Genomic DNA, 24,511 nt, shown 5'->3' with positions numbered 1-24,511 from the left:
CGATCGCCCGGACCGGGCCGCCCCGGGCGGCGACTCAAAGCTTCGCCGCGAGCTCCGTCCAGCCGGGCGCGCCGATCCGGACGAACATCGGCGTCGTGTCCAACGGGGCCGCGTAGCCGCGCAGGGTCCGGCCGCCGATTTCGACCCGTTTGGTGTGCGGGTCGAACCACAGTCCCGAAGGCAGCGCGATGTCGCGGGAGGCGCCCGCCGTGATCATCGGAGCCGCCAGCAGGGCGGGACCGAGCAGCCATTCGTCGTCGACGGTGTCGAAGCGGTGGTCGGCGGGGAAGTCGAAGTACACCGGCCGCATGATCGGCGTTCCGTCCGCGACCGCCTGCTGCACCTGGGTTTTCAGGTAGCCCGCCAGTTTCGCGTGGGTGCGGACCGCGTCGGCGTACAGCTTCGCGGTGTCGGCCGGGTAGGCGACCGGCTTGCCGGTCGTGGTGTCGACCGTCGTCACCGGGGACGTCGACGCGTACATCAGCGGCATCAGCGACGCGGCCTGTGCCCAGCGCACGAGCACCTCGCGCGACGGCGGCGGCATGCTGTTCGAGCCGCCGATCATGTCCGTCTCGACGAACGGGTAGCCGTTGGCCGAGATCGCCGACGCCCGGCGCAGCGAGGTGCGCAGGCCGTCCCACGTGGTGTCCGCGTCGACCGCCCGGATCACGAAGCCGTAGCGCTGGTTGCCCCAGTGCGTGCGGATGCCCGCCCCCTGCTGGTCGAACGCGTCGGTCATGTCCGCGCCGAGCTTCTGGTAGTCCTGCGGGGTCAGGTTCCCGGTGGCGGCGCAGCGGTCGTCGAAGAAGCGGGTGTCGAATTTGAAGCCGTCGACGCCGTAGTCGGCCATCAGCTTCCGCAGGTTGCCGGTGTACCAATCGCGGGCCTGCGGATTGCCGAGGTCGATGATGCCCGCGGTGCCGTTCCACCAGGTCACCGTGCACGGCTGGGCCGGGTTTCCCTTGGCGCGCACCAGATAGCCGTGGTCGCGGGCGTAGGCGTAGTTCGCCGAGTCCAGGTTGATCCAGAACGTGGTCCACAGGCCGAATTTCTGGCCCATGGCGTGGATTCCCGAGGCCAGCTTCTTCGGGTCCGGGAACGTCTTCGGGTCGAAGGTCAGGTTGCCGTAGTTGGATTCCCATTTGTCGTCGAGCTGCACGGTGTGCCCGGCGACGCCCGCCGCTTTCAGGTCCCGCGCCCACGAAAGCACCTTGTCCTGGTCGATGTCGCGGTAGTACTGCGCCCAGGAATTCCACAGCGGACTCGCGTACTCGGCGTCGGTCGCGTCGCTCTTGGCCGGCTTGCCGACTTCGCCGACGTAGTCGTCGTACACCGCGCGGCGGTTCGACTCCACGAACACCGTGCTCGAGTATTCCGCGGAGTTCGTCACGGTCAGGTCGGCGCGCCCGCCCGCCATCGCGACCTGCATCGGTTGCGCGGTGCGGACGAAGAGCCCGACCGATTTCGAGGTGAAGAAGTAGGGTTCCTGCATCATGTAGCTGGCGGGGGAGAACTCCGGCTCGTCCACCGTTCCGGCGGAAAGCGGGTACGGCTGGGCTTTTCCTTCGCTGGTTTCGCCGCCGCCGTACCAGTGACCGGAAGTCGTCAGGTCGAAGTGGGTCGCGCGCTGTCCGGCGGCGAGCCCGCCGACTGTCCACTTCAGATCGAACCGGTCCGGGTGCGGGGTGATCCGCAGGGTCACCGGGCGGCCCGCGGTGCTGTCGGCGGTGGCGACGACGGTCGCGCCGTCTCGCGAGACCGACCGCACGCGCGTCGCCACGCCGCCGTCGAAGGTGAAAGCGTCGGATGCGGTGCGCAGCAATTGTTCGCCGCCGCGCGTAAGACTCAGGCCCAGGCGGGCGGTGTCGATGCGCAGCTGGTAGCCGGGAGAATCGGGGCCGCGCGGCACTGAGATCGACGAGAGCGGTTGCGCCGCGGCAGGAGTCGCGACGGAGCCGGTGAGGATGAGCCCGGCCGCCGCGTACGCGAGTCGTCGAGGCACTGGAGCCTCCTATTCTGCGTGAATATGCTCAAGGTGACGCTCGAACTTGCAGTAGTAAGCACATCGCGCGGCGGCTTTGTCAAGGCCCCGTCGTGGCCGGACGGGGGAGCGAGTGCGGCGCGTGGGCATGCTTCGCGAAGCCAGGGCGTCCCGGCCGGGCGGGCTCGGTGCGCGGTGCCGAGGTCCGTGCGGGAACCCTGGGGGAATCAGATTCCCTCAGGGTTCCCCGCACGGACTGCTGGGGGAGCGAGGCAGGGGGCGGCGGAGGGGCCTCAGGCGATCTGCACCGGGATTCCGGCGGCTTTGAGGGCGGCGGTGACGTCGGGGTCGGCGTCGCTGTCGGTCACGACTTCGTGGACGTCGGTGATGTCGCAGATGCGGGCGAAGGCGCGGCGGCCGAGTTTCGAGCTGTCCGCCACGGCCACCACGCGGGCGGCGTTGTTCACCATGAGCCGGTTGATGTCCGCCTCGCCCTCGTGGCAGGCGAACGCGCCTGCCGCGGGGTGCAACGCGTCCACTCCGAGGAACAACAGGTCCAGGCTGAGCTGGCTGAGCACCAGGGTGGCCAGCGGCCCGCTCAGTTCGAAGGACTGCGGGCGGGCGACCCCTCCGGTGACGACGATCTTCATGTTCGGCCGCACGGCCAGCTCGTGGGCGATGTTGAGCGCGTTGGTCACGATGGTGAGGCCGGGGGCGTCGGCCAGGTCCGCGCGCATGGCCAGCGCCCGGGCCACGCCCGCGGTCGTGGTGCCGCCGTTGAGGCCGATCACCATCCCGTTGGACACCAGTGCCGCGGCCGCGGCGCTGATCCGCTGCTTTTCCGGGGCGTGGCGGGCGGTTTTGTACCGCAGCGGCAGATCGTAGGCCAGGTCGTTCGCGACGGCTCCGCCGTGGGTGCGGGTGAGCAGCTGCTGTTCGGCGAGGTGGTCCAGGTCGCGGCGGATCGTGGCGGCGGAGACGTTCAGCTCCGCGGCCACCTCTTCGACGTCGAGTTTCTCCCGCTTCGCCAAGAGGTCCAACAGTGTGCTCAACCGTTCATGCCGAGCCATCGGCTTGTGCTCCCTTCGAGCCGGTCCCCGTGCCTGCTTGCCCGCCGCCGCGCCATTGTTCACCCCGGCGGCCGATCGCGCTCATCCGGCCCCGCCGCCGGTTTTCATCCGGAAGTCGTACTCGGCGGGCAGCGGGCCAGGGGAGATGGCGTGCCACACGTCGCTCAGCGACGTCTCGCCCTCGCGGATCCCGGGCACGGTGAACCCGCGCTCGTACACCTCGCGCGCTCCGTCGAGATCGCCGAGCGCGAGCGAGATCCGCGCCCGCAGCAACGCGAACCGGCCCTCGGCCGGCCACGGTTCGAGCAATTCCCGTGCGGCGCCGGGATCTCCGGCGGCGAGCTGCGCGGTAACGGCTTCCACGGCGAGCGGTGCGAGTTTCGGCAGCAGGTCCGTTGCCTGCCGGTAGTACTGCGCGGCGCGCACCGGATCGTCCTGGGCGACGGCGAGGTTGCGCCATGCCCAGCCGTTCGGCTCCGCCTCGACCGACCGGTGCCAGGCGGCCGCCGCGCCCTCGCGGTCGCCTGCCGCCCAGCGTGCGATTCCCCGGTGGTACCAGGTGAGCCAGCCCTTGTCGGGCACAGCCTCCAGCAGGTCGGCCCAATGCCGGTTGACGAGCGTTTCCGGTGGTTCGGCGGCGGGTTCGGCCCGGGGTGCCACGCCGTCGAGCAAGTCCAGCCACGGCTGCTGGGCCGCGCCGAGACTGCTCTCGGGAAACGGCGTGCCGGGCAGGTCCACCAGCATCCGGCGGGTTTCCAGTGCGCCCCAGCCGGATCCCGCCGCCAGAAGTTCACCGGGCGCGGCGTCGGCGGACGCGCGCCATTCGCGCCACCGCCGGTCCAGTTCTTCCGCGGCGGGCAGTCCCGCGGCGACCGAGGCGAGCGCGGCGGGCCAGTCCGGTCCGTGCGCGATTTCCGGGTCGGCCGCGACCGGGCCGTAGCTTTCGAGCCAGTCCCACGAGGCGCCCGCGGGCAGCCGCCGGTGTTCGAGCTGTGTCCGGGCCAGCCCGGCCTGTATTTCGAGGTAACCGCCCGCCCCGGGCGCGAGCCATTCCTGCCACCGGCGTCCGCCCGCGGATTCGCCCCACACGAACAGTTTCCGCCCGCGCAGCCGCGCCGTGGACGCCTGGCCGAGCCCGTGCCCGTGCGCGTCCACCGCGGCGATCCAGGGCGGTCCGTCGACCTCGAAGAAGTAGTCGGCCGCCGCCGTCGCCCGGGCGGGATAGGTCAGGTCGCCGGTGACGTCGACGAGTTCCAGCCGCCCGGAATAACCGTAGTGCCAGGCCTTGCCCGCGGGGGCGAGCACGCGGGTCCCGGGGGTCTGCGCCACCGCGGTGTTGGACCACCAGTACACCGGCACGTCGTGGGCGTGCGGATTGCGGATCCGCACGCCCACGAACAGCTGCCGCGATCCGTCGGGGAGCCAGAAATCCAGCTGATACGGCAGATCGCGGGTGCGTTCCCACTCCCACAGCCGCAGCACCGGTTCGCCGCCGGGGCCGGGTGCTTCGGCGGCGAACATCGGCGCGCAGGTCAGCGTGGTGTGCCCGGTGCTGCCGAGGTTCCACTCGACGCCGCCGGCGAACCACGCGTCGCGCAGCGCCAGGTTCGCCGGCTGGAACACCGGGTTGCGGTACACCAGGTCCCGGCCGGTTTCCTTGTCCAGCAACGAATACAGCCGGCCGCCGAGCCCGGGAAGGACGGTGGCGCGCAGCCGCTCGTTCTCCAGCACCAGCGCGGGCAGCCGCTGTTCGGCCCGATCGCGGCCGTACCCGTCCTGCATCCGGCACGGCAGCACCGTGTCCAGCCTGCCGTAGGAGAGGTTCGCCGCCAGGTCCGCGGGCAGTTCGTCCACGTTGGACACCGAAGCCGCCGGTTCGGTCCGCAGCAGCGGCGGCAACGGGTTCTCCGGCCCCAGCCCGGCCGCCGGGAGCACGAGTTCGGTGCGGGTGACGGTGCTCATGCGTCCGGCAGCCGTTCGCCGGTGGCGGCGTCGAACAAGTGCGCCGCGCCGGTCCGCGGGGCCAGCGTGATCTCCTCGCCGCGCTTCCACGGCGCCATGCCAGGGGTCCGGACAGTCAGCACCCGGTCCCCGGTCCGGCAGTAGAGGTACTGGTCGCTGCCGAGTTCCTCGACCACTTCGACGACCGCGCGGTATCCGGCGCCGCCGATGTCCCAGCCTTCCGGCCGCACGCCGACGACGATCCCCGGCCCGGTCAGCGCGGACCGCTGCGCCGGAGTGAGCGGGAGCGTGCCGTCGCCCGCCGCCGCGCCGGAACTGTCCGCTGTGGTCTCGATGAGGTTCATCGCGGGGGAGCCGATGAAGCCCGCGACGAACACGTTGCGCGGGCGCTCGAACAGCCCGACCGGGGAATCGCATTGCTGCAGCACGCCGTCGCGCAGCACGGCGACCCGGTCGCCCATCGTCATCGCTTCGATCTGGTCGTGCGTGACGTACAGCGTGGTGGTGCCGAGCCGCCGTTGCAGCGACGCGATCTGCGTGCGGGTCTGCACCCGCAGTTTCGCGTCCAGATTGGACAGCGGCTCGTCCATCAGGAACACGCTCGGCTCCCGCACGATCGCGCGGCCCATCGCGACCCGCTGCCGCTGCCCGCCGGACAGCTTCGCCGGGCGCCGGTCGAGGTATTCGGTCAGGTCCAGGGTGGCCGCGGCTTCGCGGACCCGGCGTTCCCGTTCGTCCTTCGGCATGCGCGCGAGCTTGAGGTGGAAGCCGATGTTCTCCGCGACGGTCATGTGCGGATAGAGCGCGTAGTTCTGGAACACCATCGCGATGTCCCGTTCCTTCGGCGGCAGTTCGGTGACGTCGCGCTCGCCGATGTGGATCGAGCCGCCGTCCACGCCCTCCAGCCCGGCGAGCATCCGCAGCGTGGTCGATTTGCCGCAGCCGGACGGCCCGACCAGCACCAGGAATTCGCCGTCGGCGACCTCCAGGTCGAGCCCGTCCACCGCGGGGCGCTCGACCCCGGCGTAGTAGCGGGTGGTGTCGGTGAAACTCACGGTGGCCATCGAAGTCCTACTTTCCGGCGCCGAGGGTCAGGCCGGTGATGATCCGGCGGGCGAGCACGACGTAGAGCAGCAGCATCGGGAGCACGACGATCGCCACCCCGGCGATCAGCCCGCCGTACTCGGACTGGTAGCTGGCCGCGCCGTAGAAGGTGAACAACGCGCGCGACAGCGTGAAATGGGCCTGGTCCTTGAGGAACACGATCGCCAGCAGCGTTTCGTTCCACAGCCCGATCGCGTTGAGCGTCAGCGCGGTGATCACCCCGCCGCGGGCCAGCGGCAGGACGACCGACACGAACACCCGCACCGGAGAAGCGCCGTCGAGCACCGCGGCCTCTTCGATCTCCTCGGGCAACGAGCGGAAGAACCCGGTCAGCAGGAACACCGTGAACGGGATCGACAGCGCCACGTAGAGCACGAACAGCCCGTACTGGTTGTCCAGGTGGATCTCGCTGAACGCGACGAACAGCGGGATGATCACGGTCTGGAACGGCACCCCCATGCCGATCGCGACGCCGTTGGTCAGCACGCCCGAACCGCGCACCCCGAGCCGGGTGAGCGCGTAAGCACAGGGCGCGGAGATCGCCACCGTGACGACCGTCGCCAGCCCGACCAGGACCACTGTGGACAGCACGGCGTCGCCGAATCCGGCGTTGTTCCAGGCGTAGACGAAGTTCCGGAACGGCTTGCCGACGTGAAACCACTGATAGGGCAAGGCGAACGGCTTGGTGAAAATCTCCACCGGGGTCTTGAACGACGCGGTGATCAGCCAGTACAGCACCAGCAGGTTGCCCGCGGTGAACAGCCACACGATCACCGAGCCGAGCAGCCGCAGCGGGCTGAGCCTGCGGCTGCCGGGTGCCGGGCGGGGCCGGCGCGGCGGGGTGCGCCGGGGCTTGCCCGCCGCACTGCCGCGCGGCGGCGCTTCCGTGACGGTCACAGGATCTCCTTCAGAACTGGATGGCGTCACGGCGCATCAGCCGGCGCAGGAGCACGACGAGGATCGAGACGAGGGCGATCATCGCGACCGCGCAGGCGCAGGCCGCGCCGAAGTCCGGCGTGCCGTTCGAGCCGAAGGTCCGGTCGAACACGTAAATGCCGAGCGTCCACGCCCGGTTCGGCGGGGCGTAGGTGCCGGGCCCGGCGAGCACGAAGACGAGTTCGAAGATCTTGAGCGCGTTGATCGTCCACAGCACCCCGGCCACGCCCACCACGTCCCAGGTCAGCGGGAGAGTGATCGAGCGGAACTTCTGCCAGGGCGAGGCTCCGCCCAGGTCCGCGTCCTCGTAGAGATGCGGCGGGATCTGGTCCACCGCGGCCATCAGGATGGTGATGTAGAAGCCGGAACTGGCCCAGATCAGCGACGCGGTGACCACTCCGGTCACGTTCTCCGGCGCGAGGAACTTCGCCGCGTCCGCGCCGAGATGCTCCAGCACGTAGTTGGCGAGTCCTTGTTTGCCCGGCTGGTACTTGAACACGAAGCCGAGGAACATGCCGAGCGCGACCGGGGCGACGATGTTCGGGAAGAACAGGATCGCCCGCACGATCTTCCCGCCGCGCATGTCGCGCAGCACCATGGTGAACAGGAACGCGAGCAGGAAGGTGCCTACGCCGCCGAGGAACACGTAGATCAGCGTGTTGCCGAAGGCGTAGCGGAACGCGTCGCTCTGCCACATCCGCACGTAGTTCCCGAACCCCTGCGGCCGCGGCGTGTCGCCGGCGCCGGACCAGCTGGTGAAGCTGAGCACCACGGTCGCGATCGTCGGCAGCACCAGGAACGCCAGGTAGAGCGCCAGCGCCGGGGCGGCGAAGGGCCAGAACAGCTTGCGTTTGCGGCTCAGGTGCGGCCCGAGCGCGGGCCGCCGCCCGGCCCGGGCCGCCTCGGTGGCCGCGGGGAGCGCCGCCATCAGTGCTGGTTCTTCCAGAAGGCGGCGGACTTCTGCGCGAGCTGCGCCACGAACGCCTCCGGAGTCAGCTGTCCTTTGAGCAGCGCGGTGTCAGCGGGGTCGAACACGTCGGTCTGCCATTTGCCGCCGGCGATCGCGTCGATGCCGTCGTACTGCAGCACGTGCTCCTTCTTCTGGTCGTCCATCACGGTCTTGACCGGCTTGAGGTCGTCCGGCACCGCGAGATCGGGGCGGGGCACCAGGTTGTCGGCCACCGCCGGGATGCCGGCGAGGTTGCCCTTGTTGAGGAAGTAAGCGATGAACGCTTTGGCCGCTTCGGCGTTCTTCGCCTTCTTGGGCACGGCGAAGCCGATCGACATCTGCTCCACGGTGTCGTGCGTGGCGCCGGGCGGCATCGGGAACTGGAAGGAGCCGTAGTCGATCTTCGTGCCCGCGCCCTGCTTGTCCAGGTATTCGCGGGTTTCGCTGGGCGCCCAGGTGCCGACGTAGAGGAAGCGGGCGTCGCCGTCCGCCCAGCGCTGCTGAATCTGCGGGAACTTGGCCGCGTCCCAGCCGTCGATGAAGTACTTCGAAATCCGCGCGGTCTGCGCGGCCGCCTCGCGGAACCCGGGGACGTCGGTCCACGCGCGCCCGGTCGGGTCCTGCGCCGCTTTCGCCAGCCCTCCCGCGCCGACGTAGCGTTCGGCCAGCTGGGTGAAGTAGTACATGTTGTAGAACGGGATGTCGCCGTCCTGGCTGACCGCCGCCTTGCCGTCCGCCTTCGCCTTGTCGAAGTAGCCGATCAGCTCGTCCACGGTCTTCGGCTGGCCGAGCGCGCCGCCCGCGGCCTTGTTGTACCACCAGGCGCTGGACTGGATCTCGTACGGCACGAGGAAGCTGTGCCCCTCGCGGTCCTTGTTCTGCGGGAAGTCGTACGAGGTGGGGGAGAGGACGTCCTTGACCGTCTTGTCGCCTTCGCCGATCTTCATGCCGAACACGTCGTCGAGGCTCTGCGTGCCGCCGGGCGTCATGATCGCCGCGCCGACCTTGCTCACGTCCTGGTCGAACAGGTCGGGCACGGTGTCGGTGTTGAGCGCGGGGACCAGGTTCTGGGTGTAGGCCTTGCGGCCCAGCCACTGCACGTCGACCTTCACGCCGGTCTTGTCCCCGAAGCACTTCAGCGCCTTTTGCAGCACCTTGCCCTGCGGCTCGTCGGCGGTCCACATGGACCAGTACACGAGCTGCCCGCCGCCCGCCGGTTTCGCCGCCGGTTCCGGACAGGGCGAGGAAAGGAATTCGGCCGCGCCGGGGAGCGCGTTCTCCCCGGCGCCGCCGCCCGCGGCGTCGCCGCTGCCGCACCCGGCGAGCAGCAGCGTCGCCGCTAAGGTCGAGCCCACGAGCTTGTGAAACCGCATCAGCCACCACCTGATCGAGGTCGAAGACCACACACTGAGTGCGTGTTGCTGCGCATTTTTGGCGCTTACCAATCACTTGTCAACATTTTCTCTCTGGTTCGCGGTGGCATCGTGATCTGCGGGCAGTGCCGTCTTGGCCTGCTCGAAGCGGATCGAATGGCGGGTTGACAGTGCAAAATCGATCACCAAGACTGTGTGAACTTGTTCGTTCTTGTCGGTTGTTGATGCCGATCGCCTGCGAGGAACCGAGCCATGTCACGCTTCCGCACTTCCTTGACCGCCGGCGCGGTCCTGGCCCTCAGCGCCGGGACCTGCACCGTGCCCCTGGCCGCGCACGCCGACCCCGGCTACTCCGTGTCGGTCGGGGCCGTGGCCGAATACCCGTTCCCGACGGACACTCCGGCCGCTCCGTTCCTCGACCGGGACGGGACCTTCCATTTCCAGCAGTCCGCCGCTCTCTACGGCAAGGAAGGCCCGCGCGTCTGGGACTTCTACACCGGCACGGACTTCGGCTCGGCGCACCGCGACGCGGGGTTGAGCGACGCGGTGAACCCGGCTGAGCCGAGGGATCGCAACAACGACACGACCTGGCGCTGCAACACCAGCCCGACCGGCCGCGAGGCGACCGATCCGCCGACCGGGTCGAGCTACACCCAGAAGAACTTCTGCGATCTCGTCGGAACCTGGGTCGATCCGGATACCGGTGACTGGTACGGCTTGGTGCACAACGAGTTCACCCCCGAACCGTTCGGCGCCTACTCCTTCTCCCACTACGACGCGATCGACTGGGCGGTGTCGACCGACCGCGGCCACACCTGGCGGATCGGCGGGCACGCGATCACGTCGCCCTACTCGACGAAACGCGGCGACACGGCGGCGTTCCCGAACCAGACCTTCGACTACGGCGACGGCGATCCGCGGCTGTTCGCCGATCCGAAGTCCGGCTACTTCTATGTCTATTACGGCTCCCGCATCGTGACGAAGGCCGGGCAAGGCGGCGGCGGGTTCAGCGGCCTCGCCCACGTCGCCCGCGCGCCGATGTCCGGGAAGATGGGCACCGGAACGTGGCAGAAGTGGTATGACGGCCGCTGGGCGGAGCCGGGCGTCGGCGGCAAGGAAAGCAACCTCGTGCCCACGGACGTCGACCCCCTCGGCTACACCCCGCCGGAGAAGGACTACGACCCGGCGCGCACCGGCACCGCCGCCCAGCAGGTGGCAGCCGGAACGCTGCCGCGCAAATCCGATCTGTTCGTCATGAACATCGCCTACGACGCGCACCTCGGGCTGTACATCGGCGAGCCGGAGGCGGTCGATTCGGCGGGCCCGCAGCGGTTCTACGCGACCGAGGACCTGGCGAACCCGAAGTGGCGGCTGATCGGCGACACCGGCTCGTACCGCGACCAGTCGTGGTACCGCTGGTTCGTCGACTCGGCGACCCGGACCACCGGGACGATCGTGGGCAAGACCTTCCGCTCCTATTGCTCGATCTCCTGCACGGACGGCCGCGACGGCGTCTACGCGGACGTGACCGTCACCTCCGCCGCGCCGGCCGCGTCCCCGGTCGACCCGGGCCGCGTCTACCGGATCGGCTCCGGCCGCGTGCTCGCCGCCTCCGGCCGCACCGGCACCACCTCCGTGCCCGCATGGCTGGCAGGGGGCCGGGCGGACTGGCGGTTCACCCCGGCCGGAGACGGCTCCTACCGCATCGCCAACGCCGCGAGCGGCTTGGCGCTGGGCGTTCCGACGGCGCCCTCCGGCAGGGCCTGGGGGACCGCGCCGATCCTGAGCGCCGGTTCCGGGGCCGCCCAGCAATGGTTCCTGGTCCCGGCGGACGGCGGGACGCGGCTGGTCAACCGCTACAGCGGACTGGTGCTGGCGCTGTCTGCGGTGCCGGGGCGGCAGAGCGAGACCACGCCGGTGCGCGCCTGGACCGACCACAGCGGCACCCGGGTCGGCGACGGCCGCACCGCGGGGGAACAGCTCCTGCAGCTCACGCCGCGCCGCTGACGCACCCCGGCTTGACGTCCGTGAGGGGAACCCGGAGGAAATCAGATTCCCTGCGGGTTCCCCTCACGTCGGTCAGGCGATCGCGGCGGTGAAGACGTGCAGTGCCGAATTCGACGGCAGGGTGATCGCGACGACTCGCTTGCCCGGCGTCAGCGGGACGGAGTTCGCGAACACCCGGTAGGCCACCGTCGGGTAGGCCGGACCGGATTTCGTGTTCTTGCCCGGCACCGAGGCGACCGTGGTCGCGCCGTATTTCGCCGGGTCGGAGCAGCACCAGTTCGGGAAGCCGAGGCCGGCCTGGCTCGTGCTGCCGTCGGCGTACCGGACGACGACCGTGCCGTTCGCGGCCGAGCCGGTCCCGGTGCCGGTCAGGACCAGCTTCGAACCGCTGCCCTGCACGGCGACGGTTTGCCCGCCGGCGACGACGTTGTCCGGCTTCCCGGCACCCGCGTCGGGCCAGGTCGCCTGGGCGCCGTTCGCGGTGAACGGCGCTCCCGGTTTCAAGCCCGCTTCGGCCAGGCCTTCGGCACGGAAGCTGCTGCCGCTGCCGTCGAGATCACCGTTCGCGACGTGTGCCGCATCAGTGACTCCGACGTTCCCGTATGCCGCGGCCACCGTCGCGTAGGGCACGGTGACCATCGTCGACCCGGCCGCTTCGTGGGTGCTCAGCCGGGCCTGGTACTTCGCGGTGGCGGTCAGCTCGTAGTCCGCTGGACACAGCCCCGCGTCCGGCGTGAGCCGCACCGGGACCTGCACGGTCTGGCCGGGCCGGACGAGCGCCGGAGCTGACGGAACCTCCGCGTGGAAACCGTTGGCCTGCACCGACAATGCCAGGTCGCGCACCGGTAGCGGCGTGCTGTTGGTGAAGCTGACGGCAGCCGAGACGGTCTGGCCGGGAGTGGCTGTCGCGGGGGCGGAGAGCCGCACCGAGGCGTTGTCGTCGGCGGGGAAGAACCCGCCGACCGCGCTCGCCCCGAGCAGCCGGATGTCCTGCGCGGCACCGGAATCGATCGAACCGGTCTTCACCCGCACGACACCTCGTGCGGACGGGTCGTACCACCAGCCGGACGGGGCTTGGTCCAGCTCCGCCTTGCCGGCGTACTGCCGCAGCACGCCGTGACCGCCCAGCACCGCCGCCGGTTTCGTTCCCGTGTGGACGGACAGCTGGTAGTTCCGCGTCGCCGGTTTCCCGGCATAGGACCCGGCGCTCGCGCCGATCTCGACGGTCACCGTGCCCGGACCGGATCCCGGCGCGTCCACCGTGAACGTCTGCCGGGCCTGCTCGCCGCGCTGGTAGCCGCGCGTGACGCCGTCGTCCTCGGCGAGGGTGAAGCTGCTCTTGCCCCGCGGGTACACGTCGACGTCCAGCCGGCTCTTGTCACGCGTCTGCCAGGACGTCGTGCCCTCCGCCCACATCGGCACCACAGCACCGCCGCGGACGAACAGCGGCAGCTTGTCCAGCGGCGCGTCGTAACCGTCCACAGTGGTCGGACCGGTGTAGGTCTTGCCGCTCCAGTAGTCCGTCCAAGTGCCCCTGGGCAGGTAGATGCCGTCGCGCACGGACGAACTGTCGTAGACCGGGGCGACCAGGAAGTCGGTTCCGGACAGGAATTCGTACTTCGCCTTGCCGGTCCACGCGTTCGGGTCGTCGGGGTACTCCAGGGCCAGCGGCCGGACCTGCCCGACGCCGGTCTGATGCGCCTGCACCGAGTAGCTGTAGGTGTAGGGCAGCAGCCGTTCCTTGAGCAGCAGGTACTTGCGGTTGATCGAGGTGTAGGGCTCGCCCTGGCGCCAGGGCTGCTTGTCCGACTTCGCCCAGCCGTCCATGGTCATCGCGACCGGAAGGAAGGACTTCCACTGCAGGTCGCGGACGTAGGTCTGCGGGGAGCCGCCGAAGATGCCGTCGATGTCGCCGGTGTTGTAGGCGATGCCGGACAGCGTCGAACCGGCGTAAGTCGGGATCTGCCACTTGATGTAGTCGTAGGACCCGGACTGGTCCCCGCTCCAGAGCACGCCGCATCGTTGCGCGCCCGCCCAGCTCACCGGCTGCCAGACGAACCCGCGCGCGTCGCTGTTGTCCTCGATGCCCTTGTGCGCGGTGTCGCAGGCGTCGAGGGCGAACTGGTAGCCGGGGCCGACCCAGGCCACGTCCAGTTTGCGCACGCGGACGCCGGCCTTGACCTCCTCGGCCTGGTTGGGCACGCCGTTCTCGGTCCACAGGCCGAGCTGCATGTGGTTGTCCCGCAAGCCTTCGCCGGTCTGCTGCAAGTTCTCGTAGCCGCAGCCGTAGCCGTCGTTGACCAGCATCCAGCCGTTGGGCATGCCGTGTTCGGGGTAGCCCTCGGCCACCTTCACCGCGTCGAGGGTGTGCCGTTCGCCTCGGTTCGCGTTGTGCAGGTAGCAGTCGGAATCGCCGGTCTCCAGGCCGTAAATGGGCGGGAGGAAGGGTTTGCCGACCAGGTCGGTGTAGCCGGAGATGACGTCCTTGAGCCCGTCGCCGACGACGTAAGTGGCGTCGAAGCGGCGCTCGTCGTGGGTCGTGCGGACCGGATCGGTGAACGAGTAGCTGCCGGGGGAGAAGGTATTGCGCAGCACGCCGTACCCAGCAGTCGAGGCGTAGAACGGCTGGGAGTTGGGCGCGCCGCCGTCGTTCCAGTTGTCGTCGGCGAAGATCTTGACGGTCTGGTCGCGGTGGCTGAACCGGCCGTTCTGCTCCCCGCCGCCGACGTACTGTTCGGCGGCGCCGCGTGCGAGCGTCTGCGTGGTGGTGTCCCCGGTCCAGGACAGCGGCGCGGACTCGGCCCAGAGCTGCTTGCGGTCCGCGCCGTCGTAGAGGGCGAACTTCAACGGGTGCTTGTAGGCGCGGAGAGTGGCCTTGCCGGTGCCGATGGCCCAGTAGGCGCCCCGGTCGGTGCTCTTCGGCACCACCGGGGCCTTGCCGCTCGGCAGCACGATCTTGCTGCCCGCCGGATCGGTGAAGGTTCCGTCCGGCGCGAGCCAGACCCGGACCGCGGCCGCCGAAGGAAAGCTGACCCGGACGGCCGCTGTGCCCGCCGTCAGGGTGGTCACCGGGCCGTCGGCGGAGACGCCGGTCAGGTCGCCGAGCTGTCCCGCGGGGGCGCTGGCGGCGTGGGCGGTGGCGGGGGCCGCGACGGCCAGCAGAACCAGCACTGAGGCCAGACATCGCAGGGATTGCATTAATCTGCTCATTGAATACCTCTCTTGCGCATTAAAATGCACATGGCGCTTCTGTATAGCGCACTCAGGCAGCGAAGTCACCGGCCGAAGCGGTGGAGCAGACTTCCGTCGGTATCGAGGTTGGGGGTGCCCGCCGAGCCGGATCCGGTGGGCGGCAGGCAGATCCGCGCGGTGCCGCTTTCCGGCACCGCGTCAGCCTGGCCCGAACCTCCCGGTTTCCCTACCCGGCCAGCAATCGGAGCAGCCGCGCGGTCTCCGCCGCCACCGCGGACCGGCCGAGCCGCACGTACTTGCGAGGGTCGACCGCCTCGGGCTGTTCGTCCAGGAACTGCCGCACCGCGCCGGTGAACAGCCCGTTGAGGTGCGTCGAGATGTTGACTTTCGCCATCCCGGCGGCCACCGCGCCGCGCAGTTCGTCGTCGGAAAGGCCGGAGGACCCGTGCAGCACCAAGGGAACCGGGACGGCGTCCCGCAGCCGTGTCACGAGTCCGCGGTCGACCGCGGCGGTGCGCGACAGCATCGCGTGCGACGTGCCGACCGCCACGGCCAGCGCGTCGACCCCGGTGGCGGCGACGAACTCCGCGGCTTCGTCCGGATCGGTGCGGGCGCCCGGCGCGTGCACGCCGTCCTTGCCGCCGACCTCGCCCAGTTCGGCTTCCACCGCGACTCCCGCCGCGTGGCAGAGGTCCGCCATCGCGCGGGTGCTGCGCACATTGTCCGCATAGGACAGTCGCGAACCGTCGTACATCACGCTGTGCACGCCCAGTTCGATGCCTTCGCGGACCAGGCCGGTGTCCTCGACGTGGTCGAGGTGCACGAGCACCTCCACCGACGCCCGGCGCGCGATCTCCAGCGAGGCCGCGGTGATCGGGGCCAGCCCGCCGTGATAGGTCACGCAGTTCTCGCTGATCTGCAGGACCACCGGCAACCGGGCCTCCTCGGCCCCGGAGACGATGGCCTCGGCGTGCTCCAGCAGGATCACGTTGAACGCGCCGACCGCGCCGCCCCGGTCCTGGGCCGAGGCGAGCAGCCGGGCGAAGGCGGGGCGGGTGATCATGCGGACGCTCCGTTCAGGAATCCTCGGTACGCGGACAGGTCGATCTCGCCGGCGACCGGACGCAGCACAGCGGCCGCACCGGCTGCGACGGCATGGCGCAGCGCCTCCTCCAGCGGCAGCCCGCGCACGAGTGCCGCGGCCAGCCCGGCGGTCGCCGCGTCCCCGGCGCCGGTGGGGTTGCCGCGCACGCCGGGCACAGCGGGAACCCGGACGACCCCCGACCGGGTGTAGGCGGCGATGCCGTCCTCGCCCCGCGACACCACGACCAGCCCGGCGCCGAGCCTGGACAACTCCGCGGCGCCCGAGGCTTCGTCGGCGGCGCCGGTGGCGGAGAGGAGTTCCTCGCGGTTCGGTTTCACGTCGGCCCCGGCCCGGGCAGCGGCCAGCAACGCGGGCCCGGACGAGTCGACCAGTGCCCGGACCCCGGCTTCCCGGGCCAGCCGGACCCACTCGCCGACCAGTTCCGGTGCGGCGTTCCGGGGCAGGGAACCGGAAATCGCCAGCAGCTCCGCGTCCGGCAGCCGGGCGGCGAGCAAGGCCGAGAACCGTTCCCATTCCGCGGCGGACAGCTGGGGCCCCGGCTCGGCGTACACCGTGGGATGGCCGTCGCCGGCGACCGTGACCGTCGACCGGGTCTCGGCTTCGCAGGCAGTCGCGTCGAACGGAACCGTCAGCGCCGAGCCGAGCCAGCGGCCCGCGTCGCCGCCGAGCGGGAGCACTGCGCGCACGGGAATGTCCAGCGCCGCGAGGACATGGGCGACATTCACGCCTTTGCCGCCAGCGCGCCGCCGCACGTCGAGCACCCGGTTGGTGTCGCCGAGGGCGTGGGTGCCGACCCGGTAGGTGATGTCGACCGCGGGGTTGGGCGTGGCGACGACGATCATCGCAGCGCCAGCAGCGTCGCGCCGACCACGGCGGCCCGATCCCCGTGGCGCGCCTGCACGATCGCGGGCGCGCGGAGCGCCCCGAGCCGATGCGCGACCTCGCGGGCGAGCGGGTCGAGCAGCAGGGCGCCCGCCTCGGCGAGGCCGCCGCCGACGACCACGGTGGCGCAGCCGGCCACGGCGGTCGCCCAGGCGATCGGCTCCGCGAGCGCGCGGACGCACTCGTCCCACGCCTCGACCGCCGCCGGAACTCCGTCGCGAACCCGCGCGGCGACGGCGGCCGCGTCCGGGGCTCCGGCCCGGCGCGCGAGCCCGGACGCCGACGCGACCTCCTCGACGCGGCGGCCGCCGGGCAGCCGGACCTGCCCGACTTCGCCCGCCCACGGGCCCGCGTCGAGCACCTCGCCGCGCACCACGAGCGCGGTCGCGAAACCGGTGCCGACCGGAGCGAACAGCACCGGCCCCGAAGCGCCTGCCGCGGCGCCGGTGCGGGCTTCGGCGAGTGCCCCCGCACGGACGTCCTGCCCGAACGCGAGCGGCACGTCGAGGCGAGCGGAGACCAGGTCGCGCACCGGAACGTCGTCCCAGCCGAGGTTGACCGCCTTCACGCACCGCCCGGCGCGCTCGTCCACGATTCCCGGGACGACCAGGCCCGCCGCTTCGACCGGATGGCGCGCGACCGCGCGGGCCACCAGATCGGCGAGCGCCGCGGGATCGCCGAACGGGGTCGGTTCGCGCCATTCGGCGAACACGGAACGGCCGTCGGTCACGCGCATCTTGACCGTCGTGCCGCCGACATCGACGCCGAGGACGGCCATCAGGCGAGGATGACCGAACGGGTCAGCGACCGCGGCCGATCGGGATCGAGCCCGCGCCGCCGCGCGAGCGCCACCGCGAACCGCTGCGCCACGACCAGCCCGGCGAGCGGGTCGAGGTCGTGGTGCACGAACCGCGCGCCGGTGCGGGCGATCTCGCCGGCCAGCCCGTCCGGGGTCTCGCCGAACGACCACACGAGCCTGCCGGGCTGCGCGATGGCGATCGGGCCGTGCCGGTAGTCCATCGCGGGGTAGGCCTCGGCCCAGAACTGCGCCGCTTCCCGGGTTTTGAGCGCGGCCTCGCAACTGATGCCGACCGCGGCGCCGCGCCCGATGAAGGTGACCTGCTCGGCGTCGAGCAGGTCGTCGACCGGTTCCCGCAGCGCACGCCCGGCCTGCCGCGCCAGCTCGCCGATGTCGTCGCCGAGGCCGGCGCGCAGCAACGCGAGCGTGCTCGTGGCGAAGCGGGTCTGCACCACTGAACGCTCGTCGGCGAACGGCAGCTCGACCACCTCCGTCGCGGCCGAGGCGGCGGGCCCGTCGCCCACCGCGGTGATCAGCGTGGTGCGCTGCCCGGCCAGCGCGGACAGCAGCTCGATGATTTCGGTGGTGGTGCCGGACCGGGAGATCGCGACCACCCGGTCGTATTCGCGGCCAGCCGGGTACTCCGATCCGGCGAACGCGTCGGTGACGCCGAGACCCCGCTGCTCCCGAGCGGCGGCATAGCTCATCGCGACGAACCAGCTGGTGCCGCACCCGACGACGGCCACGCGCTCGCCAGGGCGGGGCAGCGCTCCGGCGGCCGGTGCGGCACAGTCCGCCGCGGCGCGCCACATCTGCGGCTGGGAGGCCAGTTCGGCGGCCACGAAGGAGCCCGGCCCCGGCGCGGAAAGCGCACCGGGCTCGTCCGACGCGGAGGACTCGGGCGAGAACGACTCGGGAGAGGACGGCTCTGACATGAAGGCCCTTCGGTCCGTGAACTGAGCGCGGCCCTCAGTGTATACGATCGTTTATGCTTGAAGTAAGCGATTTGCAACATCTTCAATCATCTCGGGTGGGCTGTTGTGAGCGTCCGGCACGGCGGAAGTGTCTGCCGGGCGGCGGGCGCTCGAACGGCGAACCTTTCGGCGTTCCCGACGAGCGCCGGGCAGGCAGCGTCGCGGGCCCGCGGACGCGCGAGCGGTTCATCGTCGAGTGCGACGTCGTCCTGCTGGCCAAACCGCTGGCGGAGGATGTCGCCGAATTGCGCGCCGACCGGCTAGGGGCCGCACTGCGCGCAGGACGCGCAGCTGGCTCAGCTGGCCGTCGACCAGCGGCTGACTAGGGACTACGACGGCCGGCTGCGGGCGGTGGCGACCTGCCGGACCTGCGGTCCGTCCTTTCCGGACGGTCCGCCTGGGACGGTCACGAAACCGCCCGGCGTGCCGCCGAGATCCGGGGCGGCGTCACTCGCAAGCCGGCGATCCTGTCCGTTCAGCGGCGCTCGCCCCGAATACCCGCACCGCCGCTGAGCGCGGGACCGTGCGGTCGTCGATGCCAGCCGTCCTCAAGCAGCTGCGCGAGTTCGTCAGGTGCTTCCAACGGCAGGAGGTGGCCGCTGCGGGGAAGGACAGTCATGCGTGCGCGCGCCAGGTAAGGCAGCAGATTGTCGCGCAGCACCCCGGCTGGCTCGACCCGGTCGTGCTCGCCCGCGACGACCAGGACGGGCACGTCGATGCCGCGGGCGGCGCTCGTGATGTCCTCGGCGATCCCGTGCAAGGGCCATTCGAGCCGGGCTTCTTCGCCGCAGGCACGGGAATCGGCCACGATCTGGGCTTTCGTCTCGTCGCTCAGCGCGGTGGCGGTGAGAACGGCGTCGCGGGCGGCCGCTGTCGATTCGTCGGAGTCGTAGGCGTGCGCCAGTCCTTCCCGGTACTCAGGCGTCACCGTCGCGGCGGGCTTTGCCGGTCCGGGAGCGACGAGGACGAGCCCGGCGAGCCCGTCCGGACGCGCGGAAGCCGCCAGTTGCGCGACTTTGCCGCCCATCGAATGCCCGACCAGGAGGTAGTCGGTCACCCCCGCGTCGGCGACCACGGCAGCGGTGTCGTGCGCGAACTGCTCCAGCGTGTAGGGGCCGGGCAGTTCGCGCGAGCGTCCCCACCCGCGCAAATCGACAGTCAGCGCGGCGCGCCCCGGCAACCGGTCGAGCACGGGCTGCCAGGTGCGCGCCGAGCCGCCCCAGTAGTGAAGAAACACCAGCACGGGTCCGTCGCCCTGGCGGTAGTCGTAGACCGGAAGCCGATCCGACGTCCTTGAAACCATGAGAATTTTCCTTTCTCCACGCTGATCAACCTGTCATCGAGTCAACCGCCCGGGCTGCCTGAGCGCATCGTCGAGGCCGGACCGGGCATGGTGAAAAATGGACAGCATGACCGCGATTCGTCAGCTTGCCTACCAGCCGCCGCAAGAGTCCGGCGTGCCTGTCGAGACGATGTCGTTCGCGAAGCTGCGACGGCTGAACCGCGGCATGACCGAACGCGGCGACTTCCACGTGCTCGCGGTGGTCCGGCGCGGCCACGGCCGGGTTTCGGTCGACTTCGCGAGCTGCCCGCTCGCGGCGCGGAGCGTGGTGTGGATCCGGCCAGGCGTCGTGCACCGCTGGGACGACCTCGGAGACCTGGCCGGAGACCTGGTGCTGTTCGTGCCCACGGCGCCGGCCGCCCCCGGCAGCCGCGAACTGGCGGCCGGCCCCGGTGCGTCGGCGTGCTGGACGGCCCCCGCCGCGCAGTGGCCGCTGATCAACGCCGCGCTCGGGCATCTTCGCAGCGAGGCCGGCGCCGCACCGCAGGCGCGGACCGGCGAACTGCTCGGCCTGGTGCTGTCCGCGCTGCTGCTGAGGCTCGCGCCGCCGTCCGCGGACAGCGAGTCCGGGCAGGGCCTCTTCCGCCGATTCCGCATCGCGGTGGAAGAGGATTTCCGGGTCCGCCACGACGTCGCCAGCTATGCCCGCAAGCTCGGGTACGCCCCGAGAACCCTGACGCGCGCCGTCCGAGCGGCGACCGGCCGCAGCTGCAAGGACTACCTGTGCGAACGCTTGGTTTTGGAGGCCAAGCGGTTGCTCGTGCACGACCGGCTCAGCGCGGCGCGGTGCGGGCAACGGCTGGGTTTCCCCGACGCGGCGAACTTTTCGGCGTTCTTCCTGCGCCAGACCGGCGTCCGCCCCGGGCAATGGCAGTCGGAGAACCTGACCGGGCGCGACTAGCGCCGCGGCGGCGGGATCAAGCGGGCGCGGCGCTGGCCAGAACCCGGCGAAAAGTGTCGTCGAGGCCGGTTACGCGCGAGAACCCGCGACCTTAGCGTGCGGTGGTGATCATCGTTTCCGCCGTTCTCATCGGCGTTGCTTACACCGTCCTCAATTCCTTTGTCGCCGAACCGAACCGCCGGCGTTTCAACGCGATCATGGTCGCGGGCGCCGGTGCCGCCTATCTGAGCAGCGGCGCGTTCGGCCCGTGGGAACTGGCATTCGCCGCCGCGGTGACCTATTGCGCCTACCGCGGGCTGGAATCGTGGGCTTTCATCGGGGTCGCCTGGCTGCTGCACACGACTCTGGATGTGATGCACCACCTCAAAGGCGCGCCGATTCTGCCCTTCGCGCACACGTCGTCGCTGGGCTGCGCCATCTGCGACCCGGTGATCGCCATCTGGTGCTTCACCGGCGGGCCGTCCGTGAAGGAAGCCCGTGCGAAACTCGTCTCCGTACGGGCCTGACCCCGCGAGGCTCCAGCCCGGTCCGGACCCGCCATGCTCGCCGGCCAGCGGGCCGACCGCGTGTTCACAGGCGCAGGTCGCGGCAGACCTTGCGGATCTGTGCGGCGGAGGAGCGGAGCCGGGCGAGCTCTTCCGGCGAGGGCGTCACGGGTTCGGGCACGCCCGCCCCGCTGCGGTCGACCAGGCGCGGCAGCGACATGCACACCCCGCCGATGCCGTGGAAGTCCTGAACCAGGCTGCTGACCGGGAGGATGAGGCGCTGGTCCCCGAGGACGGCGTCGAGGATGTACGCGGCGGCCAGCCCCACCGCGTAGGTGGTGGCTCCTTTTCCCGCGATCACCTCGTAGGCCGCGTCGGTCACGGTCCGGGCGATGTCGTCCCGGACCGCTTGGGTGAACGTCGGGGTGCCGTCGACCTTCCAATCGGACACCGGCACCGAGCCGACGAAGGCTCCCGACCACAGCGGCACCGCGCTGTCGCCGTGCTCGCCGGCGATGTAGGCGCGCACGCTGGGCACGCCGACTCCGGCGCGTTCGGAGATCAGCGACCGCAGCCGGGAGGAGTCCAGCACGGTGCCGGAGCCGACGACGCGGTGCGCGGGGAGGCCGCTGACGGCCAGGACCGCCTGCGTGACGACGTCGACGGGGTTGGTGACCGGGACCAGGATCGCTTCCGGCGCCACCTCCAGCAGCCGCGGCACCAGCGCCTGGCACATCGCGACGTTCGCCTCGGCGAGCGCCATGCGGCTCTGCCCGGGGCGTTGTTTGGCTCCGGCGGTGATCACCACGACGTCGGCGTCCGCGCACACCCCGACGTCGTCGCTGCCGATGATCGCCGTGGTCGGCGTGAACATGCTGCCGTGCTGCAGATCGAGCACCTGGGCTCGCACCTTGGCCGCGTCGGTGTCGTACAGCGCGACGGTGTGGGCCACGCCGTGAATCTGACAGGCGTAGGCGATCGTGGAACCGACCGCGCCCGCCCCGACGACGGCGACCTTGGTCCCGTGCGGCGCGCTGTGCACCGGAAACAGTTGCGGCACTTGCATCCTCCTCGCCGGACCCGAAGCCGCCGAGCCTGCCCGTGCGGCAGGTCCAGCGTGGGACAGCCGCTCCGGCGCAGTTAGGGGCGAGGGCCATTGCCACCGGAGACCAACGTCCTCTGCCCGGTGCCGCCATCAGTGGCTCACCGCTTGGCCGGTTCGTCCCGCAGGCACCGCACCCGGCAGTTGCGGACTGATCCGCGGCTGACGCAGAGCATCCGGTCAAGACGAGGTCGTCTCGGTGCGGCGCTGCGTCGCCGAGCCGACCGGCACGAGTGCCTTCGCGGACCCTCCGCGCTGAGCCCGAGCGCCCGGCCTGCCGAGGAGCCGAACTGCGGGCAGGCCGGTGGCCAGGCATGACATCCGGCAGCTATCTTCCGTTGACGTGCGAAGCGAAGCCGCGCCCCGCCACCTACGAGGTCTCAACGTCGGGTCGGACGCATGCGGCCTGTCCGCACTGGCCTACTCCAGCGGGCGATCGCGGTGCGGTGCGGCATCAGCAGTGATTTCGGCTAACTCCTTGAGCACCAAGTCGGCGTCGGCGGTTTTGCCCAACGACTCCATAATTCGCAGTGTGTGTTGGAGCGCTCCCTGTGCTTTGCCTGGATTTCCAGCGCGAGCCCAGGCTTTGCCGAGTTTATGCAACGCTGTGCAGCTGTCCACTCGACAGTTGGCCTTCGCGAACTCGTCGGCAGCTTTCTGCAAGTGCTGGATGCACCTGTGCTGCTGATCCAGCTTTCGGTAAGCCTCGCCTAGGCCTAGGTGGGCCAGGCCGGCGCCCCGGTGGTCGCGTATCGTGCTGAAAATGGTCGCAGATTCTTTGAGGAGCGGAATGGCCTCGTCGTGCCAATGGAAGAAAAGTGCGTGTTCGCCCGCCTGTCTTAATGCGGTGGCGCGTCCCCATTCGGTAGTGTGAGCCACGGTGTGCTCACGCAGCCGGAGGTACTCGTGCCAGCCGCTGATTCGCTGCAAAGCTTCGGCGCGGCTGCTGGGAGGTTCATCGGCTTCGAGGCACTCGGACGCATAGGCCAGGACGAGGTCATGGAATCGATAAGCGGAGCCCGGCTGCGATTCCAGGAGGTGCCCGTCAAACAGCAGACGCAAGAGATCTCGTGCTGACTTCTTTGAAATTCCGGCCAGTGCCGCGGTTCCTGGTATGTCAATGACCGGCACTGGATACAGGCTGAGCAGCCGAAACATCTTCGCGGCATCCGGGGAGAGGGATCGATACGACCAGGAGAATACGGCCCGGACGGCCGTTTCTTCGTCCTCGGTGTTGAAGAAGTCCAGCCTGTTCCGCTCTGCGCTCAGCTCTGCGACCAGTTCCTCGATGGCTTTGTGGGGATTTACCACAACCCGGGCAGCTGCTATGCACAATGCTAGCGGCAAATGCGCACAATACCCGGCGAGTGCGGTCGCGGCAGTGGGTTCGGAATCAATGCGAGCATCTCCCGCTATTCGGCGAAGCAGCCTCATCGCCTCTGTGTCGGACAGGAGGCCGAGGAAGATCGGCCGAGCGCCGTTCCGGGCGATCAGGCCCGATAGCCGGCTGCGGCTTGTCACGATCACCAGTGAGCTCGGCGACCCCGGGAGCAGTGGCCGGATTTGCTCGGGAGTGGCCGCGTTGTCGAGAAGCACCAGAACGCGACGTTCGGTCAGCAGTGACCGAAAAAGTGCTGCTCGGGAAGCAACGTCAGCAGGAATCTCCGCATCGGGGACGTTGAGCGCGCGCAGGAAGCTGCCGAGAACCGGGCCGGGGTCCGCCACTTTCTCGTTCGAATAGCCCTGCAAATTGACGTAGAGCGCTCCATTCGGATACCGGTCTCTGATGCGGTGCGCCCAGTAGGTCGCAAGAGTTGTTTTGCCGACGCCTGCCATTCCTGCGATTGCGGAGATGAGCAATGTGGCCGGTTCGTGCGCATCGTCATCGGGCAGCAGGCTGTGCAACTGGCGCAGATCAGCCTCGCGGCCAGTGAAATGCGCGACCGTCGCGGGGAGCTGGTTGGGTGCGGGAAGAAGGGGAACTTTCGATGTATCTATTCGAATTCCGCCAAAAACTGTACCTGCCTGGACCACCTTTTGCGCAGTGCCCGCATAACGGTTTCCTCCGCCTTGCGCACGATCGGTCATCGACCGCCGCCCTTCTGTGCCGCTGAGCGCGGCTGCTCCGTAGCCGGACGTCGATCGTAGCGCCGCTTGCCGATCGGGGCGGGCGCTTGCCCGGGGCCGCCGCATGCCTGTGAGTTCGCTGCCTCCGCCGGGTGGCCCGGACGAGCAAGCCGCTTCCCGCGACATGCCTGCTCGAACTGCGGACGGTCGCCCGCCTGGCGTCAGGTGCCTGCTGCCCGCACTCCCGCATCGTCCGCGGTTGCGGCGGCTCGGTCGCCAA

At 70.2% G+C, this 24,511-nt stretch carries 19 protein-coding genes; 4 read left to right on the top strand and 15 right to left on the bottom strand.

Annotation, left to right across the window (positions count from 1 at the left end; genetic code table 11):
• Window positions 1–34: 34 nt before the first annotated feature.
• The 7 genes from L3Q65_RS16585 to L3Q65_RS16555 all read right to left on the bottom strand — a co-directional run bounded on the left by L3Q65_RS16585 (window position 35) and on the right by L3Q65_RS16555 (window position 9,375).
• Window positions 35–2,002, bottom strand: coding sequence for a glycoside hydrolase family 31 protein (locus L3Q65_RS16585; RefSeq protein ID WP_237600188.1), 1,968 nt, complete (start codon window positions 2,000–2,002; stop codon window positions 35–37).
• 272 nt (window positions 2,003–2,274) lie between these two features.
• Window positions 2,275–3,051 (bottom strand): DeoR/GlpR family DNA-binding transcription regulator, encoded by a 777-nt coding sequence (locus L3Q65_RS16580; RefSeq protein WP_182888765.1) that lies wholly within the window; start codon window positions 3,049–3,051, stop codon window positions 2,275–2,277.
• Between the two features lie 81 nt (window positions 3,052–3,132).
• Window positions 3,133–5,013 carry a DUF5107 domain-containing protein gene (locus L3Q65_RS16575; RefSeq protein ID WP_182888766.1) on the bottom strand — a complete coding sequence of 627 codons (1,881 nt, stop codon included), beginning with the start codon at window positions 5,011–5,013 and terminating at the stop codon, window positions 3,133–3,135.
• Complete coding sequence (locus L3Q65_RS16570; protein WP_237600187.1) at window positions 5,010–6,077, bottom strand: ABC transporter ATP-binding protein; 1,068 nt, start codon at window positions 6,075–6,077, stop codon at window positions 5,010–5,012. Before L3Q65_RS16570 ends, L3Q65_RS16575 begins: the two co-directional genes overlap by 4 nt.
• Before the next feature lie 7 nt (window positions 6,078–6,084).
• Window positions 6,085–7,014, bottom strand: coding sequence for a carbohydrate ABC transporter permease (locus L3Q65_RS16565; RefSeq protein WP_182888768.1), 930 nt, complete (start codon window positions 7,012–7,014; stop codon window positions 6,085–6,087).
• A 10-nt stretch (window positions 7,015–7,024) separates the two neighbouring features.
• Window positions 7,025–7,981, bottom strand: coding sequence for a carbohydrate ABC transporter permease (locus tag L3Q65_RS16560; RefSeq protein ID WP_237600186.1), 957 nt, complete (start codon window positions 7,979–7,981; stop codon window positions 7,025–7,027).
• A complete protein-coding gene (locus L3Q65_RS16555; protein ID WP_182888769.1) occupies window positions 7,981–9,375 on the bottom strand; it encodes an ABC transporter substrate-binding protein in 1,395 nt (464 codons plus the stop codon). Before L3Q65_RS16555 ends, L3Q65_RS16560 begins: the two co-directional genes overlap by 1 nt.
• A 42-nt stretch (window positions 9,376–9,417) precedes the next feature.
• Between L3Q65_RS16555 and L3Q65_RS47325 the strand changes: the two genes are divergently transcribed.
• Together L3Q65_RS47325 and L3Q65_RS16550 are read left to right on the top strand one after the other, a co-directional pair.
• Window positions 9,418–9,543 (top strand): hypothetical protein, encoded by a 126-nt coding sequence (locus L3Q65_RS47325; protein WP_255751359.1) that lies wholly within the window; start codon window positions 9,418–9,420, stop codon window positions 9,541–9,543.
• Window positions 9,544–9,627: 84 nt separating this feature from the next.
• The gene (locus L3Q65_RS16550) at window positions 9,628–11,382 is read left to right on the top strand and encodes an RICIN domain-containing protein (RefSeq protein ID WP_182888770.1); all 1,755 of its coding nucleotides are present in this window, start codon (window positions 9,628–9,630) and stop codon (window positions 11,380–11,382) included.
• 72 nt (window positions 11,383–11,454) lie between these two features.
• Here L3Q65_RS16550 and L3Q65_RS16545 read toward each other — a convergent pair whose 3' ends face one another.
• The 6 genes from L3Q65_RS16545 to L3Q65_RS16520 all read right to left on the bottom strand — a co-directional run bounded on the left by L3Q65_RS16545 (window position 11,455) and on the right by L3Q65_RS16520 (window position 19,637).
• Entirely contained in the window at window positions 11,455–14,592 is a 3,138-nt protein-coding gene (locus L3Q65_RS16545) for a TIM-barrel domain-containing protein (RefSeq protein ID WP_237600185.1), read from the bottom strand.
• A 208-nt stretch (window positions 14,593–14,800) separates the two neighbouring features.
• Entirely contained in the window at window positions 14,801–15,637 is an 837-nt protein-coding gene (locus L3Q65_RS16540) for a class II fructose-bisphosphate aldolase (protein WP_182888771.1), read from the bottom strand.
• Complete coding sequence (locus L3Q65_RS16535; RefSeq protein WP_237600184.1) at window positions 15,634–16,521, bottom strand: 1-phosphofructokinase family hexose kinase; 888 nt, start codon at window positions 16,519–16,521, stop codon at window positions 15,634–15,636. The genes L3Q65_RS16540 and L3Q65_RS16535 overlap by 4 nt, the downstream gene beginning before the upstream one ends.
• Entirely contained in the window at window positions 16,518–17,339 is an 822-nt protein-coding gene (locus L3Q65_RS16530) for an ROK family protein (RefSeq protein WP_237600183.1), read from the bottom strand. The genes L3Q65_RS16535 and L3Q65_RS16530 overlap by 4 nt, the downstream gene beginning before the upstream one ends.
• Entirely contained in the window at window positions 17,339–18,172 is an 834-nt protein-coding gene (locus tag L3Q65_RS16525; RefSeq protein ID WP_220506612.1) for an SIS domain-containing protein, read from the bottom strand. Before L3Q65_RS16525 ends, L3Q65_RS16530 begins: the two co-directional genes overlap by 1 nt.
• A 637-nt stretch (window positions 18,173–18,809) precedes the next feature.
• The gene (locus L3Q65_RS16520) at window positions 18,810–19,637 is read right to left on the bottom strand and encodes an alpha/beta fold hydrolase (protein ID WP_237600182.1); all 828 of its coding nucleotides are present in this window, start codon (window positions 19,635–19,637) and stop codon (window positions 18,810–18,812) included.
• A 106-nt stretch (window positions 19,638–19,743) separates the two neighbouring features.
• On the opposite strand from L3Q65_RS16520, the gene L3Q65_RS16515 reads away from it, so the two are divergent.
• Window positions 19,744–20,577 (top strand): AraC family transcriptional regulator, encoded by an 834-nt coding sequence (locus L3Q65_RS16515; protein WP_182888776.1) that lies wholly within the window; start codon window positions 19,744–19,746, stop codon window positions 20,575–20,577.
• A 107-nt stretch (window positions 20,578–20,684) separates the two neighbouring features.
• Complete coding sequence (locus L3Q65_RS16510) at window positions 20,685–21,083, top strand: DUF6010 family protein (RefSeq protein ID WP_237600898.1); 399 nt, start codon at window positions 20,685–20,687, stop codon at window positions 21,081–21,083.
• Between the two features lie 64 nt (window positions 21,084–21,147).
• On the opposite strand, the gene L3Q65_RS16505 is transcribed toward L3Q65_RS16510, so the two are convergent.
• Together L3Q65_RS16505 and L3Q65_RS16500 are read right to left on the bottom strand one after the other, a co-directional pair.
• On the bottom strand, window positions 21,148–22,122 hold the full coding sequence (locus L3Q65_RS16505) for an L-lactate dehydrogenase (RefSeq protein WP_237600181.1): 975 nt from the start codon (window positions 22,120–22,122) through the stop codon (window positions 21,148–21,150).
• 462 nt (window positions 22,123–22,584) lie between these two features.
• Window positions 22,585–24,252 (bottom strand): ATP-binding protein, encoded by a 1,668-nt coding sequence (locus L3Q65_RS16500; protein WP_237600180.1) that lies wholly within the window; start codon window positions 24,250–24,252, stop codon window positions 22,585–22,587.
• Window positions 24,253–24,511 lie beyond the last annotated feature (259 nt).

It is taken from the genome of Amycolatopsis sp. FU40, assembly GCF_021903635.1.
Lineage (GTDB): Bacteria > Actinomycetota > Actinomycetes > Mycobacteriales > Pseudonocardiaceae > Amycolatopsis > Amycolatopsis dendrobii.
The sequence above is the reverse complement of the archived record's forward strand: the minus strand, read 5'-3'. Positions and strand labels throughout refer to the sequence as shown.